We start from the raw sequence: 18,227 nt of genomic DNA, 5'->3' as shown, positions 1-18,227 counted from the left end.
TTTCGCACCTTCGCCGGAACGTCCTCTCCGTCCCCCTACAGACGTCCGGTGTTGCCGGATCGTTCCCCGCCGGGCTGGGGTCCATGCGGGTGCACCCCGTACCCTTGGGTTTTGTGTTCCGTAGCCGTGCCAAGGAAGAGAAGGCCCCGACCGCCGACAAGGCGCAGGTGACCCTCTCCAAGCAGCCCCGTGACCCGCAGGCCCCCAAGGGCCGGCCCACGCCCAAGCGCAGTGAGGCCCAGTCCCAGCGCCGCAGCGCCGCCAGCACCCCGGCGTCCCGCAAGGACGCCGCGCGCAGGCAGCGCGAGGAGCGGCGTCAGGCGCTGGCGCGCCAGCGCCAGGCCCTGGCCAGTGGCGACGAGCGTTACCTTCCCGCCCGGGACAAGGGCCCGGTGCGCAAGTTCGCCCGTAACTGGGTGGACTCCCGGTTCAACGTGGCGGAGTTCTTCCTGCCGCTCGCCGTGGTGATCCTCGTGCTGAGCGTGGTGCGGGTGCCGTCGATCCAGACCATCGCGCTGCTGATGTGGCTGGTGGTGATCGTCCTCATCGTGCTGGACGCGGCGGTCAGCGGCTTCCGTCTGCGCAAGCGGCTCGCGGAGCGCTTCCCGGACCAGAACACGCGTGGCGCCGTCGCCTACGCCCTGATGCGGTCGCTGCAGATGCGCCGGCTCCGGCTGCCGAAGCCGCAGGTCAAGCGCGGAGAGCGGCCCTGAGCGCAGAGGCTTTCACCGGGGGTGCCGCGGATGCCTGGCTGACCGGGCTGGGCGGGCTCCGCGACGTCGTGCGCCAGGAACTGGTGGCCCGGCAGCTGGACGAGCAGATAGCCGGCCGGTTCCCGGTCGGGCGGCGGCTGCGGGTGCTCGACGTGGGGATGGGCCAGGGTACGCAGGCGCTGCGGCTGGCCCGGCTCGGCCACCAGGTGACCGGGGTCGAACGGGACGCGACGATGATCGCCGCCGCCCGTCGGGCCCTGGCCGGTGAGCCGGAGGGCATCCGCGCGCGGGTACGGCTGGTGGAGGGCGACGGGCACGACACCGGGGTGCACTTCCTGCCGGGCGGCTTCGACGTGGTGCTGTGCCACGGCGTGCTGATGTACGTCGAGGAACCCGACCCGCTGGTGGCCGGCCTCGCCCGGATGCTGGCGCCCGGCGGGCTGCTGTCGCTGCTGGTGCGCAACGGCGACGCGCTCGCCATGCGGCCCGGCCTGTCCGGGGACTGGGCGGGCGCGCTGGCCGCGTTCGACACCACCGCCTACCTCCCCCATCCTCGAACAGACTCGAACGGGGGGACCCCCATCCGTCTGGGCCTGGACGTCCGTGCCGACCGGCTGTCGAAACTCACCGCGACCCTCGCGGGCATCGCGGCCCCGCTGCACGCCTGGTACGGCGTCCGCGTCTTCACGGACACGGCGGCGGACGACGCGGGGACGCCGGACGACCTGGAGACGCTGCTCGCGGTCGAGGAGCGTGCGGGGCGCACCGACCCCTACCGCGGGGTGGCGGCGCTGCTGCACCTGTGCGGGGTACGCGGCTGAGGCCGTTCGGGGCAACAGCGCGGGCCGGGTGATCATCGCGCGGTGACACTCGGTGCATGGACGCTTCCCCTATCCGGGGCCTCGGGAAGGCCGCCTGCGCCCGGGCCCTCGCCAGAACCGTCTGCGCCGCCCTGCTGACGTGCTGCGCTGCCCTCGCCGCCGGCTGCACCGGACCCGCCGCTCCGGCCGGGCAGGACACCGCGGCCGCCCGGGCGGTCGCGCCGGGAGCCGCGGGGGAACTGCAGAACCTGTACCGGAAGGTCATCAAGGACGTCCTGCCGTCGGTCGTGCAGATCCAGGCCTCCGGCGACCTGGGCTCCGGGGTGGTGTACGACGACACGGGGCGCATCGTCACCAACGCGCACGTGGTCGGGTCGGAGAAGACCTTCAAGGTGACCACGGCCAGCAGCGGGGAACCGCTGCCGGCGACCCTGGTCTACTCCTACCCGGAGCAGGACCTCGCCGTGATCAAGCTGGACCGGGTGCCGGACGGGCTGAAGCCGGCGGTGCTCGGCGACTCCGGCAAGGTGGAGGTCGGTCAGATCGTGCTGGCCATGGGCTCACCGCTCGGGCTGTCGTCCAGCGTCACCGAGGGCATCGTCTCGGCGACCGGACGGACCGTCAGCGAGGGCCGTGAGGGCGGCGGCACGGGCGCCACCATCGCGAACATGGTGCAGACGTCGGCCGCCATCAACCCGGGCAACAGCGGCGGCGCCCTGGTGAGCCTCGACGGGCAGGTCATCGGCATCCCGACGCTCGCGGCGGCGGATCCCAGACTCGGCAGCGCGGCGCCCGGCATCGGATTCGCCATCCCCGCGTCGCTGGTGCGGACGGTCGCCGGACAGATCGTCAGGGAGGGCAAGGTCGTCGACTCCGGGCGGGCGGCACTCGACATCACCGGGCGGACGGTCGTCGACGACGCCTACCAGCCCGTCGGGGTCGCGGTGGTCAGCGTCCGCGAGGGCGGGGCGGCCGACCGGGCCGGGCTGCGACCCCTCGACGTCATCACCGGGCTGGGCGGCCGGCCCGTCACCACCATCACCTCGCTGTCCGAGGCCCTGGCGGAGCTGAGACCGGGTCAGCGCACGACGGTCGCCTACCAGCGGGACGGCGAGCGGAAGACGGTGGAGGTGACGCTGGGCGAGCAGTGAGGAGGGCGCGGGCGTCCTCCTCACCGCCGGCGGGGACGGGTCACGCGTCGGCGTGCAGGCTCATCGGGCCGTAGATCTCGGTGGTCTCCTCGAACAGCCGCACCTGGTCGGCTCCACCGTCCTGCAGCGCCTTCCAGTGCTCGCCGATCCAGGACTCGGCATCCCCCTGCGTGGTGAACTCCTCGGGCTGGACCGCGGGCTGGACCTCCGTCCCGTCGGCCTTCTCGAACCGCCACGTCCATGCCGTCATGTCGGCCTCCTTGTAGATCCAACTCCTGCTGGCAGCCTAGCCGGAAGCGCAAGACCTGCCGGGACAGGCGAAAATCGGTCCGTGGAAATCACTCTGCTCGGTACCGGTGCCCCCGCGGGACTGCCTCGCCCCGACTGTCCCTGCGCCGCGTGCGCGACCGCGCTCGGGCCGGACGCGCGGGCGGCGACCGCGCTGCTCGTGGACGGCACACTGCTGCTCGACCTGACGCCGGGCGCGGCGTTCGCGGCGGCGCGGGCGGGGCATTCACTGGGCGGGGTACGGCAGGTGCTGCTGTCGCACCCGCACGACGGTCCCGCGGTGGAGGTGCCGGCCGGCCTTCCGCAGCCCGGACGCGTGCCGGACGGACGGGAGTTGACACTGCTGACGGGGCATCGGGTGCGGGCCGTGGCGATGGACGCGGGCGGAACCGGGTACGCGGTGACCGGCCCGGACGGGCAGCGGCTGCTGTACCTGCCGCCGGGCGGGGCCCCGGCCGGCCTGGAGGAGGCGACGGCCCAGTCGTACCAGATGGTCCTCGCGGACGTGACGGGCCGCCCGGACGCGCTGGCCCGGCTGCGGGCCGTCGGCTCCGCCGGCCCCGCCACGGACGTCATCGCCGTCCACCTGGACCACGACGTGCCGCCGGGCCCGGAGCTGCGCCGGCGGCTGACGGCGGCCGGGGCACGGGCGGTGCCGGACGGCACCACGCTGACGGTCGGGGCGTACGAGGACGTGCCGGACGTGCCGCGCCGGACGCTGGTGCTGGGCGGGGCGCGCTCGGGGAAGTCGGTGGAGGCCGAGCGGCGGCTGGAGTCCTTCCCGGAGGTGCTGTACGCGGCGACCGGCGGGACACGGGCCGGGGACGCCGAGTGGGAGACCCGGGTGACCGTGCACCGGGAGCGGCGGCCGGGGTCGTGGCGTACGGCGGAGACGACGGATCTGGTGCCGCTGCTCGCGCAGGAGGGGCCGCCGCTGCTGATCGACTGTCTGTCGCTGTGGCTGACGGACGCCATGGACGCGGTGGGGGCGTGGGACGACGCGGAGTGGGCGGGCGGGGGCGAGAAGGCGCTGCGCGAGCGGGTGCGGGAGTTGACGGCGGCGGTGCGCCGCACCCGGCGGACCGTGGTGGCGGTGTCCAACGAGGTGGGGTCGGGGATCGTGCCGGCGACGCCGTCCGGGCGGCGCTACCGGGACGAACTGGGGCGGCTGAACGCGGCGTTCGCCGGTGAGTGCGAGCAGGTCCTGCTGGTGGTGGCGGGGCAGGCGCTGGTGCTGCGGGGCTGATCGGCCGCCCGGCGCCCGCGGGCCCGGGCGTGGGCGGATGCGTTCACCCGTGCGTGCGCGGTGCCGCCACGCCCACCTGTCCCGCGGTGGCGGCACGACCGCCCGCGGCCCGGTGCTCTCCCGGGTCCTTGCGGGCCACGATCCGGTACGCGTTGGAGAACGGCGTGCGGCGCGCCAGGGGTGCCAGCGTGTGGTCCAGGATCGCGGCCACGTCGAGCAGCGGCGCCACCGGCGCCCGCAGCAGCGGGTGGACGTGGGCCAGGGCGAGGGTGACGGCCGCCGCCAGGTCGTGGGGCAGGTGCGGATCCACGCGGTCCACCACGAGGACCGTGCAGCCCAGGGCCCGCAGTTCCGTGCGCAGGTTGGCTAGGGGAACCAGGTGCAGGTGGCGGGGCTGGCCGTACGGCAGCCACCGCTTGCCGAGCAGGGCGGCGAACAGGCAGCGCGGGTCCGGCACCTCGACGACCAGATGACCGCCGGGACGCAGCACGGTGAGTGCCCCGCGGAGTTCGGCGCGCGGGTCGGGGGCGTGCTGGAGGTGGTGGAACATGGTGACCACGTCGTAGCGGGCGCGCAGTCGGGCCGCCGTCCCGGGGCTGGAGAGATAGCCGCGGTGCGCTTCCTCCACGCGGCCCTCGACGAGGGCCTGCTCCACCCGGGCCGTCGGGTCCAGCCCGTCGAAACTCGTGTACGGGAAGAACTCCTTGGCCGCCTGGGGGAAGTCGGCGTGGCCCGTGCCGACGTCCAGCCAGCTCTCCGGTTCGGGCAGGGCCGACAGGCGCCGGGCGGTGGCGCGCAGCCGGCGGCGGGCGGTGCGCGGGGAGACGACGCGGGCGGTGAACTCCTCCAGCTGCCGTTCGTAGAAGTCCCGGTGGAAGAAGGCGTGGCCCTCGGGGGTGAGCCGGGGGTTCTGGAAGGTGTGGGCGCAGTCGCGGCACGCGTCGACGGCGAACGTGCCGGGCCGGTGCCGCAGCGGGTCGGTGGCGCGCAGCCGGGTCCGCAACCGGGCGGAGCCGCACCAGGGACAGTTCTCCCGGCGCGGCTCCAGGAACGTGTCGGCCGTGCCCGTGGGGTCGGGCGTGACGTACGGCGTGGGGGGCGTGGTCGGCATGGGCGGCTCCTGTGCGACATTCCGCTGCAAAGCGGAACGTATGGGATGCCGATCTTGGGTGCAACGACGTCGCGACGGCGTGGTGGCCGTATGGCGCTGGAGCGTTCGTTCGCTGGCGGTACTGTTCGGCGAATGAGCAGGATTGATCTGGACGACTTCACCGATCTGATCGAGCGCCCGGACGGGGGCGTGCGCCGTGACGCCGAGGCCCGGCGGGAGCGCCAGATCGTGCCGCCCGGGGCCCTGGGGCGCCTCGACGAACTGGGCGAGTGGCTGGCCGCCGCCCAGGGCGCCGTGCCGGTGCGGCCGGTCGAACGGCCGCGGGTGGTCCTCTTCGCCGGTGACCACGGCGTCGCCGGGCTGGGCGTCTCGGCGCGGCCGGCCGGCGGTGCGCGGCAGCTGGTGCGGGCGGTGCTGGAGGGAGCGAGCCCGGTCGCGGTGCTCGCCCGGCGCTTCGACGTGCCCGTGCGGGTCGTGGACATGGCCGTGGACTGCGACCCGGCCGACCTCCCGCAGGACGTCGTACGGCACCGGGTGCGGCGCGGCAGCGGCCGTATCGACATCGAGGACGCGCTTACGCCCGACGAGGCGGACGCGGCCCTGCGGGCGGGTGTCGCGGTGGCCGACGAGGAGGCCGACTCGGGTACGGACCTGGTGGTGCTGGGCGACGTGAGCGTGGGCGGCACCACGGCGGCCGCGGTGCTCGTGGCGGCGCTGTGCGGCACCGACGCGTCCGTGGTGACGGGGCGGGGCGGCCTCGCCATCGACGATCTGGCGTGGATGCGCAAGTGCGCGGCGATCCGGGACGCGCTGCGGCGGGCCCGGCCGGTGCTCGGCGACCAGTTGCAGCTGCTGGCGACCGTGGGCGGGGCCGACCTCGCGGCGATGACCGGGTTCCTGCTGCAGTGCGCGGTGCGGAAGGTGCCGGTGATCCTGGACGGGGTCGTGGCCGCCGCCTGCGCGCTGGTCGCACAGCGGGTGGCGTTCCGGGCGCCGGACTGGTGGCTGGCCGGCCACGACAGCGGGGAGCCGGGGCAGGCCAAGGCTCTGGACCGGATGGCCCTGGAGCCGGTGCTGCGGCAGGGCGTGAAGGTCGGCGAGGGCGCCGGCGCGCTGCTGGCGCTGCCGCTGGTCCGGGCCGCCGCCGCGCTGGCGGCGGAGCTGCCGCAGGAGCCGGAGGAGCCACAGAAGCCGGAGGAGCCTGAGGAGCCTGAGGAGAAGGAGGAGATGGCGCCCGACGGGGAGCGGGAGCCCGCCGGGAAGGAGCCGGAGGGGGAACAGGCGCAGCAGTCTGAATAATGCGGTTCGCCTGGGCGACGCCCATATGATCCTTCTCCATGGGAGATGCCCGAATTGCCGCGCAACCGCAAGCCGGGCCGGGGCGCCCGGGCCGGGAGGGGCGGCCGCCTGCCGGGGCTTCCCGGCACGCCGCCGCCTTCGCCGTCTGGTACCTGCGGACCGTCGCCTTCATCAACTTCCTCAGCGCGGTCTGGGTCTCGCTCGGGCAGGACGTGCGCCGGCACAACCAGGACGACTTCTTCACGCCGTACCTGCTGACGGCCGGCTTCGCCTCCGGCGTGTTCACCGCGTTCCTGGCGATCACCATGCGGCGCCGGAAGCGGGCCGCGTGGATCCTCAACCTCGTGCTCAGCGGCGCCTTCCTCGCGCTGTTCGCGTTCGCCATGGCGTTCCCGGAGATCCGGCGGTACCCGCAGAACTGGATCTCCCTCGCGCTCACGGCGGCGTTCGTCGGCGCACTGCTCGCCGGCCGCCGGGAGTTCTACGCCAAGGGCGACCGGTCCAACCCGCGGCTCGCGGCCACGGTCGCCGTCGGCGGCGGGCTGCTCGCCTCGGTGCTGGCCGGGTTGCTGGTGACGGTCACCGACCAGGCGCCGGACGCGGCCCGTTCGACCTTCCTGGAGCGCTGGCACTACGGCACCCTGCGGCTGGTGTCGGTGGCCGCCGAGGAGTCGCGCTTCCCCGGCATCGACCCGCCCAACTGGGCCAACGTGGCGATCAACGTGCTCAGCACCGCCCTGGTCCTCGCCGTGCTCTACGCGGCGTTCCGCTCCCGGCGGGCCGTGGACCCGCTCACCGAGGACGACGAGAAGCGGCTGCGGGCCCTGCTGGACCGGCACGGCGAGCGGGACTCACTCGGCTACTTCGCGCTGCGCCGGGAGAAGAGCGTGGTGTGGTCGCCGACCGGGAAGGCGGCCGTCGCCTACCGCGTGGTCAGCGGGGTGAGCCTGGCGTCCGGCGATCCGATCGGGGACCCCGAGGCCTGGCCGGGGGCGATCGTGCCGTGGCTCGCCGAGGCCCGGGCGCACGGGTGGATCCCGGCGGTGATGGGGGCGGGCGAGGAGGCCGGGACCGTCTACGCCCGGCACGGTCTGGACGCGCTGGAGCTGGGTGACGAGGCCATCGTGGACGTCGCCGAGTTCACGCTGGAGGGGCGGGCGATGCGGACCGTCCGGCAGGCGTACAACCGGGTGCGGCGGGCCGGGTACCGGGTGCGGGTCAGGCGGCACGAGGACATCACGGCGGACGAGATGGCGTACCTGGTCGAGCGCGCCGACGACTGGCGGGACGGGGCGACCGAGCGCGGGTTCAGCATGGCCCTCGGCCGGCTCGGGGACCCCGAGGACGGACGCTGCGTGATGCTGGAGTGCACGGACGCCGAGGGCGGGCTGCGGGCGCTGCTCTCCTTCGTGCCGTGGGGACCCGGCGGGCTGTCGCTGGACCTGATGCGGCGCGACCGGGACTCCGACAACGGGCTGATGGAGTTCATGGTCATCGAACTGCTGCGCCGGGCCGGCGAGATCGGGATCACGCAGGTCTCACTGAACTTCGCGATGTTCAGGTCGGTCTTCGAACGTGGCGCGCGCCTCGGCGCCGGTCCGGTGCTGAGGCTGTGGCGGTCGCTGCTCAGCTTCTGCTCCCGGTGGTGGCAGATCGAGTCGCTGTACCGCGCCAACGCCAAGTACCGGCCCATCTGGGAGCCGCGGTTCCTGCTCTTCGAGAAGAGCGCGGACCTGCTGCGCATCGGCCTCGCGTCGGCGCGCGCGGAGGGCTTTCTGGAAGCTCCGGGACTGCCCAAGTGGCTGCACCGCAGGCATCTGGACACGCATCGATAGCCGCACGGACGAGGGACGCTCGATGGGAATGCTCGCCCGCTGGGCCCGAGCCGAGTGGGGGCTGCTGTACGCCACCGTGCGCGAGCCCCTGCGGAAGGGGCGCCTGCGGGCGCTGCCGATGACGCTCGGGGCGGTGTGCCTGACGGCGTTCCTGCAGTACGTGCAGAACCAGGCGTGGGGCTACCGGCTCGTGCAGGACCTGGGCGCCGTACGGGCCGAGGACCCGCTGTGGCTGGCCCTGCTGCGTACGCCCCTGTCGCTGTTCGTGCCCGCGCTGGACCTGCCGGTGTGGGGGGCGCTGGCGCAGATCCTGTGCGTGTTCGGGATCGCCGAGGTGTGCCTGGGCTGGTGGCGGACCCTGCTGATCGCGTACGTCGCGACGCTCGCCGGGACGCTGTTCGCGCGCGTGGGCATCGCGCTCGGACCGCACGCCCCGTTCGGCCTGCCGTGGACCGACGCGCACGTGGTGGACACCGGCCCGTCGGCGGCCGTGGTGGGGCTCGCCGTGTACGTGGCCTGGCGGTACGGCGCCTATCTCACGGCGGGCGCGGTGACGGCGGCGATGGTCGTGGAGGTGCTGGTCAAGGAGAACCTGGCCGGCAAGGAGCACCTGGCCGCCCTGATGGCGGTGGGCGCGCTGTGCCTGGCGGCGGCCCGGCGGCACCGGACCGGCCTGCCGCCGAGCCCGCGGCGGCAAAGGACCCGACGAGAGGGCCCGGACCCCGGCCCGGACCCGGACGGGGCACGCGGGGAGCGGGTGTCCCGGACGCTGCGGCCCTGAACGGCGCGGCCCGGCCGCACGGCGGCGACGGGCGGTTCACGGCGCGGCCCCGGGCGGGCCCGGCGTCATGGGCACGGAGCCCCGCCCGGAGCTCACGGCGACCGGTCCGCCGCACCGGGCGAGGACCCGCGCCACCACAGGGGTGGTCAGTGGTGGTCCGGGAGGCGGGCCGGGCCGGGGTCCGGTTTGCCGCCGATCCAGTCCTGCAGGGCGCGGCTCGGGCCGGCCCACCGCCGGTCGTGGTGGTAGGCGCGCAGCGCGGCCCTGGCGCGGGCGCGGGGGCGGCCGCCGTAGAAGCGGCGGGCCCACAGGGAGCCGGGGCGGGCGAGCCGGAGCGCGCCGACGAGGGCGACCACCGGCACGATCACCCCGAAGACGGCGATGCGGGCCTTGCCCTTGCTCAGGGCGACGAGCGAGAAGAGGAAGTTCATGGCGACGGTGCCGAGGACGCTCCCGCGGTCCTGCAGCTCCTGCTGGCTGAGGTCGTTGACGCCGAAGGGCGCGAAGCCGGCCAGCAGCAGGCCCACCAGCGCGGCGGTGACCACGACGACCTCGACGCTCTTGCGGCCCTCCGCGCTCCAGTAGACGTCGTCCAGGTGCAGGATCAGCGCGAACTCGTCCAGGACGAGCCCGGCGCCCACACCGAAGACGACGGCGGCGAGGATCCCGCCGGCGCCGTGCCGGTCGCTGGCGACCGCGCCGAAGCCGCCGACGACGGTGAGGACCACTCCGGGGACCGCGTGGTGGATGTGCAGCCCGCCCGCCTCGACGTTGCCGAACGGGCCCCTGTCCGCCCGGATCAGGCGGGTGATCACGCGGGTCGCCACGAAGGTCAGCACGAACGCGGTGAGGGCGAGCAGCAGGGGGAGCTTGCCCGGCTCGACGATGTTCCGCACCCACCAGTGCCCCATATGCGCACCATATCCCCAGGCCCGGGAGGGGGCCTCGCGACCGCCGGGTAACCTGCGCCGGTGCTCACGTCCTCCGCTCTCGACGGTCTCCGCTTCGCCTTCGGCACGCTCACCGTGCTGCCCGTCCGGGTCCACCGGTGGGACCGCGGGGCCGCGCGCGGCGGGATGCTGGCCGCCCCGCTCGCCGGTCTGGTCGTCGGCGGCTGCGCGGCCGGGCTCGGGCTGCTGCTCCTCCTCCTGGGCGCCGGTGCGCCGCTCGCCGCCGTGGCCTCCGTGGCCGTGCCCGCCGCGCTGACCCGCGGACTGCACCTCGACGGTCTCGCCGACACCGCCGACGGGCTCGGCAGCGGCAAGCCGGCCGAGGATGCGCTGCGGATCATGAAGCAGTCGGACATCGGGCCGTTCGGGGTGCTCACCCTGGTCCTGGTGCTGCTGGCCCAGGTCGCCGCGCTGGCGCGGCTCTACGACGACTCCTGGGCACGGGGCGCGCTGGCGGCCGTGGTCTCGGCGGCCGCGGCCCGCCTCGCGCTCACCCTGGCCGCGCGCACCGGCGTTCCCGCCGCCCGCCCGGAGGGGCTGGGGGCGGCGGTGGCCGGGGTGGTGCCGCGGGCAGCGGCGCTCGGCGTGACGCTCGTCGTGACCGTGGCGGCGGCAGCGGCGGGCGCGTGCCGGGGCGGGTACGACGCCGCGCGCACCGCCCTCGCGGTGGTGGCCGCCGTGGGCGTGGCGGACCTGCTGCTGCGCCGCTGCACGCGCCGCTTCGGCGGGGTCACCGGGGACGTGTTCGGCGCCCTGGCGGAGACGGCGGCCACCGCGGCCCTCGTGGTGCTGTGCCTGGGGCGCTAGACGTGCTGTCCGCAAAGTCGCGTCGTCCGCCCGCAGGGCGGGCGTCGCGACGTCCGGTGGCGCTCTCCGCGTGTCGGCCGGATGCCCTCGTACCGGGGCGTACTCGGGCATGCGGCCGGTGCGGCGAGAGTGCGTGCCGGGCGTCGCGGCGCAGGCGCGACTTCGCGGACACCGCCTGGGCCGGACACGGCCTGGCTAGACTCCTCGCGCGTAACGCGAACGAGGGATCGGGGGACTTTCGTGCTGACAGTGCGCCGTGTCACGGCCTGGCTGGTCGACTTCGCTCTCGTGGTGGCCGCGGCCTCGCTGCTCGCGGTCCTCACCTTCCACCGGATCAGCGCGCTCGTCACCGACGTGCCGGAGCTGGCCACGCGCGGCGGCCTGGACCTGGTGACCTCGCGCGGTGACGTCGTCGGCGCCTCCGAGACCCTCGGGCTGTCCCTGTGGGACAAGGTGGTGCTGGACGTGGAGGAGGCCTTCGGGTCGCTGGTCCTCCTCACCTTCCTCTACCAGTGGGCCTGTCTCGCACTGCTCGGCCGCACCCTCGGCAAGGGCCTGCTCGGTCTGCGCGTCACCCCGCGGCTGTCCCGGCACGCGGTGCGCCGGGCCGCCGTCACCACCGCCGCCGACGTCGCCGTGTACGCCCTGGCCTGCGTGCTGCTGATCGAGGGGCACGTCCTGCTGTCGGTGCTGGTGTGGGCGGGGGCGGTGGCCCTGTTCCTGGTCAACGCGCTGCCCGTGCTCTCCCCCCGCCGCCGTTCCCTCGCCGACCGGCTGGCCGGCACCTCGGTGGAGGGAGCCTTCCGGCGGGCCGAGCCCGCGCCCTGGGGCGGCGTGCCCCGTGGCTGAGGCCCTGAGCCGGCCGTGATCGCGCGACGGTGCGGACCGGTGGGCGGATGACCCACCGGAACCCGGCGGACGTGTCCCGGTCACCCGCGCCCAGGGGCCAGAAGTGGCCGCGAGACCACGCACGGGTGAACACCCGCAGGAATGAGCGAACGGGCGTACGCGCGTAGTCTCGTCCCGGGTGTTCGCCGACAGGGTGAAGGCCCCGGTGCCGTCTGTCCCAAGGCCTGGACCTAGGGTCGGCTCTCGGGCCCGGTCGACCCACCCCCATTCGGCCACAGCAACTTCACATCGGAAGCGAGATTTCACCACCGTGACTGCTCTGACTCTCAGCACCGCCGCGGCGCACGGCCTGCGGGCCGACGCGATCGTGATCGGCGTCGCCAAGGGCACCAAGGGCCCCGTCGTGGCCCCGGGCGCCGAAGCCGTGGACAAGGCGTACGACGGCAGGCTGGCCGGCGTCCTGGAGACCCTCGGCGCCTCGGGTGCCGAGGGCGAGCTGACGAAGCTGCCCGCACCGGCCGGCTTCAAGGCCCCGCTTGTGGTGGCGGTGGGCCTGGGCGCGGAGCCCGGCGCCGATAACACCGAGGACGCCGAGGACGCCGACGCCGGCTACGACGCCGAGGCGCTGCGCAAGGCCGCCGGCGTGGCCGCCCGGGCGCTCGCCGGCTCGAAGAAGGCCGCGTTCGCGCTGCCCGTCGACGGTCCCGGCGCCATCGAGGCGATCGGCGAGGGCGTGCTGCTCGGCGCCTACTCCTTCGACTCCTACAAGGAGAACGGCCGTCCGGCCCAGGCGTCCGCCCGGGGCAAGAACGGCAAGGCGCCGCTGGGCGAGGCCGCGCTGCTCGGCGCCAAGCCGCGTGACGCCGCCCACAAGGGCGCCGTCGCCCGCGCCGTCGCGGTCTCCGAGGAGCTCAACCGCGCCCGCGACCTGGTCAACACCCCGCCGAACGACCTCACCCCCCAGGCGTTCGCGGCCATCGTGCAGGCCGCGGCCAAGGAGCACGGCATCAAGGTGCAGGTGCTCGACGAGCGGGCCCTGACCAAGGGCGGCTACGGCGGCATCCTCGGCGTGGGCGGCGGCTCCGCCGCGGCCCCGCGGCTGGTGAAGCTGTCGTACAAGCACCCCAAGGCGGAGAAGCACCTGGCGTACGTGGGCAAGGGCATCACGTACGACTCGGGCGGCATCTCGCTGAAGCCGGCCGGTCACAACGAGACGATGAAGTGCGACATGGCCGGTGCCGCCGCCGTCTTCGCGGCCGTCGTCGCCGCCGCCCGGCTCGGCCTGGAGGTCGACGTCACCGGCTGGCTGGCGCTGGCCGAGAACATGCCCTCCGGTTCCGCCGTGCGCCCGGGTGACGTGCTGCGCATGTACAGCGGCAAGACCGTCGAGGTGCTCAACACCGACGCCGAGGGCCGGCTGGTCCTCGCCGACGCGCTGTGGGCGGCCTCGCTGGAGGGCCCCGACGCGATCGTGGACGTGGCCACGCTGACCGGCGCGATGATGCTGGCGCTGGGCAGCCGGACGTTCGGCGTCATGGCCAACGACGACGCGTTCCGTTCCGCGCTGCACGAGGCCGCGGAGGAGGTCGGTGAGCCGGCGTGGCCGATGCCGCTGCCGGAGCACCTGCTCAAGGGCATGGAGTCCCAGGTCGCCGACATGGCGAACATGGGCGAGCGGATGGGCGGCGGGCTGGTCGCCGGCCTCTTCCTCCGCGAGTTCGTGGGCGAGGGCATCACCTGGGCGCACCTGGACATCGCGGGCCCGGCGTTCAACGAGGGCGGCCCGTTCGGATACACGCCCAAGGGTGGTACCGGTACGGCCGTGCGCACGCTGGTACGGCTGGCCGAGCTGACCGCCGAGGGCGACCTGGGCTGAGTCGCCGGAGCACCCGGTCCGTCCGGCGTACGGCGCTTCGGGGGCGTGGGGAGCTGTTCGCGCAGCTCCCCACGCCCCCTTGCTCATGGGAGCCTTCGTTTTCGGGGGTACGTGGGGTGTCTCACACTCAGGCCCGGCGTCTCGTCCGCCTCGAACAAGTGCAAAGATGGAGCCCGGCAGGACAGGGCCCCCACCGAAGGGCCGAAGCATCAAGCGGCCGGACACCAGCCGCCCGTCGGTCATCGGAGACCGGCGCAAGGCGCACATGCATGGAGGACGTGACGTGGCGAACGACGCCAGCACCGTTTTCGACCTAGTGATCCTCGGCGGTGGTAGCGGTGGTTACGCCGCGGCCCTGCGCGGAGCGCAGCTGGGCCTGGACGTCGCCCTGATCGAGAAGGACAAGGTCGGCGGCACCTGCCTGCACCGGGGCTGCATCCCCACCAAGGCCCTGCTCCACGCGGGCGAGATCGCCGACCAGGCCCGCGAGAGCGAGCAGTTCGGCGTCAAGGCCACCTTCGAGGGCATCGACGTCCCGGCCGTCCACAAGTACAAGGACGGCGTCATCGCCGGCCTGTACAAGGGTCTGCAGGGCCTGATCGCGTCCCGCAAGGTGACCTACATCGAGGGTGAGGGCCGTCTGTCCTCCCCGACCTCCGTCGACGTCGACGGCCGGCGCATCCAGGGCCGCCACGTGCTGCTGGCGACCGGCTCCGTGCCGAAGTCGCTGCCGGGCCTGGAGATCGACGGCAACCGCATCATCTCCTCCGACCACGCCCTCGTCCTGGACCGCGTGCCGAAGTCCGCGATCATCCTGGGCGGCGGTGTCATCGGCGTCGAGTTCGCCTCGGCGTGGAAGTCCTTCGGCTCGGACGTCACCGTCATCGAGGGCCTGAAGCACCTCGTCCCCGTCGAGGACGAGAACAGCTCGAAGCTGCTCGAGCGCGCGTTCCGCAAGCGCGGCATCAAGTTCAACCTCGGGACCTTCTTCCAGAAGGCCGAGTACACCCAGGACGGCGTCAAGGTCACCCTCGCCGACGGCAAGGAGTTCGAGGCCGAGGTCCTCCTCGTCGCCGTCGGCCGCGGCCCGGTCTCCCAGGGCCTGGGCTACGAGGAGCAGGGTGTCGCCATGGACCGTGGCTACGTCCTGGTCGACGAGTACATGCGGACCAACGTCCCGACCATCTCCGCCGTCGGTGACCTCGTCCCGACGCTCCAGCTCGCGCACGTCGGCTTCGCCGAGGGCATCCTGGTGGCGGAGCGTCTGGCCGGTCTGAAGACCGTCCCGATCGACTACGACGGTGTCCCGCGGGTGACGTACTGCCACCCGGAGGTCGCCTCCGTCGGCATCACCGAGGCCAAGGCCAAGGAGATCTACGGCGCGGACAAGGTCGTCGCCCTGAAGTACAACCTGGCGGGCAACGGAAAGAGCAAGATCCTCAACACCGCGGGCGAGATCAAGCTCGTCCAGGTGAAGGACGGTGCCGTGGTCGGCGTCCACATGGTCGGCGACCGTATGGGTGAGCAGGTCGGCGAGGCTCAGCTGATCTACAACTGGGAGGCGCTGCCGGCCGAGGTCGCCCAGCTCATCCACGCCCACCCGACGCAGAACGAGGCGATGGGCGAGGCGCACCTGGCACTCGCCGGCAAGCCGCTGCACTCCCACGACTGAGCCTCCGGTCAACGGGCGCGACGACACAGACTTTCCGCAATTCGTTAGGAGCAACCGAAACCATGCCGGTTTCCGTAACCCTTCCGGCGCTCGGTGAGAGCGTCACCGAGGGCACCGTCACCCGCTGGCTGAAGGCCGAGGGTGAACGCGTCGAGGCCGACGAGCCGCTGCTCGAGGTGTCGACCGACAAGGTCGACACCGAGATCCCCTCGCCCGCCGCCGGCGTCCTGTCCTCCATCAAGGTCGCCGAGGACGAGACCGTCGAGGTCGGCGCCGAGCTGGCCGTCATCGACGACGGCACGGGCGCGCCCGCCGCCGCCCCGGCCCCGGCCGCCGCCGAGGCTCCCGCCGCCCCGGCTCCCGCCGAGGCTCCCGCGGCCCCGGTGGCCGAGGCCCCGGCTCCCGAGGCCCCCGCCGCCCCGGCCGGCGGTGCCGAGGGCACCGACGTGGTCCTGCCCGCGCTCGGCGAGTCCGTCACCGAGGGCACCGTCACCCGCTGGCTGAAGTCGGTGGGCGACTCCGTCGAGGCCGACGAGCCGCTGCTCGAGGTCTCCACGGACAAGGTCGACACCGAGATCCCGGCGCCCGCCTCCGGCGTGCTGCTGGAGATCGTGGTGAACGAGGACGAGACCGCCGAGGTCGGCGCGAAGCTCGCCGTCATCGGCGCCCCGGGTGCCGCCCCGGCCGCCGCTCCGGCTCCGGCCGCCCCGGCCCCCGCCGCCGCCCCGGCTCCGGCCGCCCCGGCTCCCGCGGCCCCGGCCGCTCCGGCCGCGCCCGCTCCGGCCGCCCCGCAGGCGCCGACGGCCCCGGCTCCGCAGCAGGTGACGACGCCGGCCCCCGAGCCGGTGCCGGCCGCTCCGGCGCCCGCCCCGGCCCCGGTCACCCCGGCCACCGCCCCGACCTCCCCGACCGCCACCCAGGCGACGGACGAGGGCGCGTACGTCACCCCGCTGGTGCGCAAGCTCGCCGCCGAGAACGGCGTCGACCTGGCCACCGTCAAGGGCACCGGCGTCGGCGGCCGCATCCGCAAGCAGGACGTCCTCGCCGCCGCCGAGGCCGCGAAGGCCGCTGCCCCGGCCCCCGCCGCCGCCCCGGCCGCCGCCAAGAAGGCCCCGGCGCTGGAGGCCTCCCCGCTGCGCGGCCAGACCGTCAAGATGCCGCGCATCCGCAAGGTCATCGGCGACAACATGGTCAAGGCGCTGCACGAGCAGGCCCAGCTGTCGTCGGTCGTCGAGGTCGACGTCACCCGCCTGATGCGGCTGCGCGCCCAGGCGAAGGACTCGTTCGCCGCGCGCGAGGGCGTCAAGCTCTCTCCGATGCCGTTCTTCGTCAAGGCGGCGGCCCAGGCGCTGAAGGCCCACCCGGTCATCAACGCCAGGATCAACGAGGCCGAGGGCACGATCACCTACTTCGACTCCGAGAACGTCGGAATCGCGGTGGACTCCGAGAAGGGCCTGATGACCCCGGTCATCAAGCACGCCGGCGACCTCAACATCGCGGGCATCGCCAAGGCCACGGCGGAGCTGGCCGGCAAGGTCCGCGCCAACAAGATCACCCCGGACGAGCTGTCCGGCGCGACCTTCACCATCTCCAACACCGGTTCGCGCGGCGCGCTGTTCGACACGATCATCGTGCCGCCGGGCCAGGTCGCGATCCTCGGCATCGGTGCCACGGTCAAGCGTCCGGCCGTCATCGAGACCGAGGAGGGCACGGTCATCGGCGTCCGCGACATGACCTACCTGACCCTCTCCTACGACCACCGCCTGGTGGACGGCGCCGACGCGGCCCGTTACCTGACGGCGGTCAAGGCCATCCTGGAGGCCGGCGAGTTCGAGGTCGAGCTGGGCCTGTAGGCCACGCGAGCCCCACGGCCGCAGGGCACCCCGTCCGGAGCTTTCCGGGCGGGGTGTTCGCGTTTGTCGGGGCGCCCGCCGTGTAAGGCTCGTCTCACCTGCGCAGAAGCACCCCCACGCGCCCTACCCGCGGAGCGAACCCGCCGTATTGTCTAAACGTCAGCCCCTGGGAGGAGCCCCCATGACCGCGCCCGTCGTCCACTCGCTGCGCGAGCAGATCCGCGAGCACATCGTGGAGGGGATCGTCAGCGGGCGCTGGCAGCCGGGCGAGCGGATCGTGGAGCGCCGGATCGCCACCGAGCTGGAGGTCAGCCAGACGCCGGTCCGCGAGGCCCTGCGCGAGCTGGAGTCCCTGCGCCTGATCGAGTCGGCCCCCAACAAGGGCGTGCGGGTGCGGAATCTGACCGCGGCCGACCTGGAGGAGAGCTACCCCGTACGCGCCGGTCTGGAGGCCATCGCGGCGGAGCTGGCGGCCGACCGCCTCGCCGGTGACTGCTCGGCACTGGAACCGCACGTCCTCGCCCTGTACGAGGCGGACCGCGCGGCCGACGGCACCGCCCAGGTACGCCACACGGTCGGCTTCCACCGCGAACTGGTCCGGGCGGCGGACAACTCGGTGCTGCTGCACACCTGGGAGGGCCTGGGCATCGAGGTGTTCACGGCGCTGTCCATCCGCTGGCTGGGCACGGTGCAGCAGTCGTACGCGGAGGAGCACGAGGAACTCGTGCAGGCGTTCAAGCGCCGCGATCCGCGGATCGCCGAGCTGGTGAAGGCGCACGTCCTGGGCTGCGCCCCGCGCCCCTGACGCAGTCGAGCGCACCCCCGCTCATGCGCCGTCCCACCTGCGAGAACTCCCGCAGATCACGACACTCGGTGCCCCCCTCAAAGGCACCGCGTGCCGACTTTCTCGATATCGAGAAGTTTTCCCCTTCCACCCTTTGATCGATCATCGATCACGGAGTTAGAGTCTCGGGC

Annotated in this window: 16 protein-coding genes; 13 read left to right on the top strand and 3 right to left on the bottom strand. The window is 73.8% G+C overall.

From position 1 onward, the window contains the following. Nucleotides 1–83 precede the first annotated feature (83 nt). From IE177_RS33610 to IE177_RS33600, 3 genes are all read left to right on the top strand, one after another. On the top strand, nucleotides 84–713 hold the full coding sequence (locus IE177_RS33610; protein WP_190019269.1) for a DUF3043 domain-containing protein: 630 nt from the start codon (nucleotides 84–86) through the stop codon (nucleotides 711–713). 83 nt (nucleotides 714–796) lie between these two features. Beyond that, a complete protein-coding gene (locus IE177_RS33605; RefSeq protein WP_190019286.1) occupies nucleotides 797–1,534 on the top strand; it encodes a class I SAM-dependent methyltransferase in 738 nt (245 codons plus the stop codon). A 56-nt stretch (nucleotides 1,535–1,590) separates the two neighbouring features. Next, on the top strand, nucleotides 1,591–2,685 hold the full coding sequence (locus IE177_RS33600; RefSeq protein WP_190019268.1) for a S1C family serine protease: 1,095 nt from the start codon (nucleotides 1,591–1,593) through the stop codon (nucleotides 2,683–2,685). Nucleotides 2,686–2,725: 40 nt separating this feature from the next. On the opposite strand, the gene IE177_RS33595 is transcribed toward IE177_RS33600, so the two are convergent. Further along, nucleotides 2,726–2,935, bottom strand: a complete 210-nt coding sequence (locus tag IE177_RS33595) for a hypothetical protein (protein WP_190019267.1) — start codon at nucleotides 2,933–2,935, stop codon at nucleotides 2,726–2,728. Nucleotides 2,936–3,016: 81 nt separating this feature from the next. Between IE177_RS33595 and IE177_RS33590 the strand changes: the two genes are divergently transcribed. Next, nucleotides 3,017–4,219, top strand: a complete 1,203-nt coding sequence (locus IE177_RS33590; protein WP_190019266.1) for a bifunctional adenosylcobinamide kinase/adenosylcobinamide-phosphate guanylyltransferase — start codon at nucleotides 3,017–3,019, stop codon at nucleotides 4,217–4,219. A 43-nt stretch (nucleotides 4,220–4,262) separates the two neighbouring features. Here the strand turns inward: IE177_RS33590 and IE177_RS33585 are convergent, their stop codons facing one another. Further along, nucleotides 4,263–5,330, bottom strand: coding sequence for a class I SAM-dependent methyltransferase (locus IE177_RS33585; protein WP_190019265.1), 1,068 nt, complete (start codon nucleotides 5,328–5,330; stop codon nucleotides 4,263–4,265). A 132-nt stretch (nucleotides 5,331–5,462) separates the two neighbouring features. Here IE177_RS33585 and cobT point away from each other — a divergent pair, with 132 nt between their 5' ends. From cobT to IE177_RS33570, 3 genes are read left to right on the top strand one after another with little or no spacing between them, the layout of a single operon-like run. Beyond that, nucleotides 5,463–6,629, top strand: coding sequence for a nicotinate-nucleotide--dimethylbenzimidazole phosphoribosyltransferase (gene cobT, locus IE177_RS33580; RefSeq protein WP_190019264.1), 1,167 nt, complete (start codon nucleotides 5,463–5,465; stop codon nucleotides 6,627–6,629). Between the two features lie 38 nt (nucleotides 6,630–6,667). Beyond that, nucleotides 6,668–8,464: a phosphatidylglycerol lysyltransferase domain-containing protein gene (locus IE177_RS33575; RefSeq protein WP_229816383.1), complete on the top strand. Its 1,797-nt coding sequence runs from the start codon at nucleotides 6,668–6,670 to the stop codon at nucleotides 8,462–8,464. Nucleotides 8,465–8,486: 22 nt separating this feature from the next. Next, the gene (locus tag IE177_RS33570; protein ID WP_229816382.1) at nucleotides 8,487–9,245 is read left to right on the top strand and encodes a hypothetical protein; all 759 of its coding nucleotides are present in this window, start codon (nucleotides 8,487–8,489) and stop codon (nucleotides 9,243–9,245) included. A gap of 146 nt (nucleotides 9,246–9,391) precedes the next feature. Here IE177_RS33570 and IE177_RS33565 read toward each other — a convergent pair whose 3' ends face one another. Then, complete coding sequence (locus IE177_RS33565) at nucleotides 9,392–10,156, bottom strand: hypothetical protein (RefSeq protein WP_190019263.1); 765 nt, start codon at nucleotides 10,154–10,156, stop codon at nucleotides 9,392–9,394. A gap of 60 nt (nucleotides 10,157–10,216) precedes the next feature. On the opposite strand from IE177_RS33565, the gene IE177_RS33560 reads away from it, so the two are divergent. From IE177_RS33560 to IE177_RS33535, 6 genes are all read left to right on the top strand, one after another. Further along, nucleotides 10,217–11,002, top strand: coding sequence for an adenosylcobinamide-GDP ribazoletransferase (locus tag IE177_RS33560; RefSeq protein ID WP_190019262.1), 786 nt, complete (start codon nucleotides 10,217–10,219; stop codon nucleotides 11,000–11,002). Between the two features lie 240 nt (nucleotides 11,003–11,242). After that, complete coding sequence (locus tag IE177_RS33555) at nucleotides 11,243–11,851, top strand: RDD family protein (protein ID WP_229816381.1); 609 nt, start codon at nucleotides 11,243–11,245, stop codon at nucleotides 11,849–11,851. Between the two features lie 310 nt (nucleotides 11,852–12,161). Next, entirely contained in the window at nucleotides 12,162–13,727 is a 1,566-nt protein-coding gene (locus tag IE177_RS33550; protein ID WP_190019260.1) for a leucyl aminopeptidase, read from the top strand. 283 nt (nucleotides 13,728–14,010) lie between these two features. Further along, entirely contained in the window at nucleotides 14,011–15,399 is a 1,389-nt protein-coding gene (gene lpdA, locus IE177_RS33545; RefSeq protein WP_190019259.1) for a dihydrolipoyl dehydrogenase, read from the top strand. 62 nt (nucleotides 15,400–15,461) lie between these two features. Continuing rightward, nucleotides 15,462–17,252, top strand: coding sequence for a 2-oxoglutarate dehydrogenase, E2 component, dihydrolipoamide succinyltransferase (gene sucB, locus IE177_RS33540; protein WP_190019258.1), 1,791 nt, complete (start codon nucleotides 15,462–15,464; stop codon nucleotides 17,250–17,252). Between the two features lie 181 nt (nucleotides 17,253–17,433). Continuing rightward, on the top strand, nucleotides 17,434–18,057 hold the full coding sequence (locus IE177_RS33535; protein WP_190019257.1) for a GntR family transcriptional regulator: 624 nt from the start codon (nucleotides 17,434–17,436) through the stop codon (nucleotides 18,055–18,057). Nucleotides 18,058–18,227 lie beyond the last annotated feature (170 nt).

The sequence above is a fragment of the Streptomyces lucensis JCM 4490 genome, assembly GCF_014650035.1.
GTDB lineage: Bacteria > Actinomycetota > Actinomycetes > Streptomycetales > Streptomycetaceae > Streptomyces > Streptomyces lucensis.
This window is presented reverse-complemented; position numbering and strand designations above follow the sequence as displayed.

Coding starts and splice junctions, on each gene's coding strand:
- IE177_RS33610 (WP_190019269.1), top strand. CDS start 84: ATGCGGGTGCACCCCGTACCCTTGGGTTTTGTGTTCCGTAGCCGTGCC.
- IE177_RS33600 (WP_190019268.1), top strand. CDS start 1,591: ATGGACGCTTCCCCTATCCGGGGCCTCGGGAAGGCCGCCTGCGCCCGG.
- IE177_RS33595 (WP_190019267.1), bottom strand. CDS start 2,935: ATGACGGCATGGACGTGGCGGTTCGAGAAGGCCGACGGGACGGAGGTC.
- IE177_RS33585 (WP_190019265.1), bottom strand. CDS start 5,330: ATGCCGACCACGCCCCCCACGCCGTACGTCACGCCCGACCCCACGGGC.
- cobT (WP_190019264.1), top strand. CDS start 5,463: ATGAGCAGGATTGATCTGGACGACTTCACCGATCTGATCGAGCGCCCG.
- IE177_RS33575 (WP_229816383.1), top strand. CDS start 6,668: ATGGGAGATGCCCGAATTGCCGCGCAACCGCAAGCCGGGCCGGGGCGC.
- IE177_RS33570 (WP_229816382.1), top strand. CDS start 8,487: ATGGGAATGCTCGCCCGCTGGGCCCGAGCCGAGTGGGGGCTGCTGTAC.
- IE177_RS33565 (WP_190019263.1), bottom strand. CDS start 10,156: ATGGGGCACTGGTGGGTGCGGAACATCGTCGAGCCGGGCAAGCTCCCC.
- sucB (WP_190019258.1), top strand. CDS start 15,462: ATGCCGGTTTCCGTAACCCTTCCGGCGCTCGGTGAGAGCGTCACCGAG.
- IE177_RS33535 (WP_190019257.1), top strand. CDS start 17,434: ATGACCGCGCCCGTCGTCCACTCGCTGCGCGAGCAGATCCGCGAGCAC.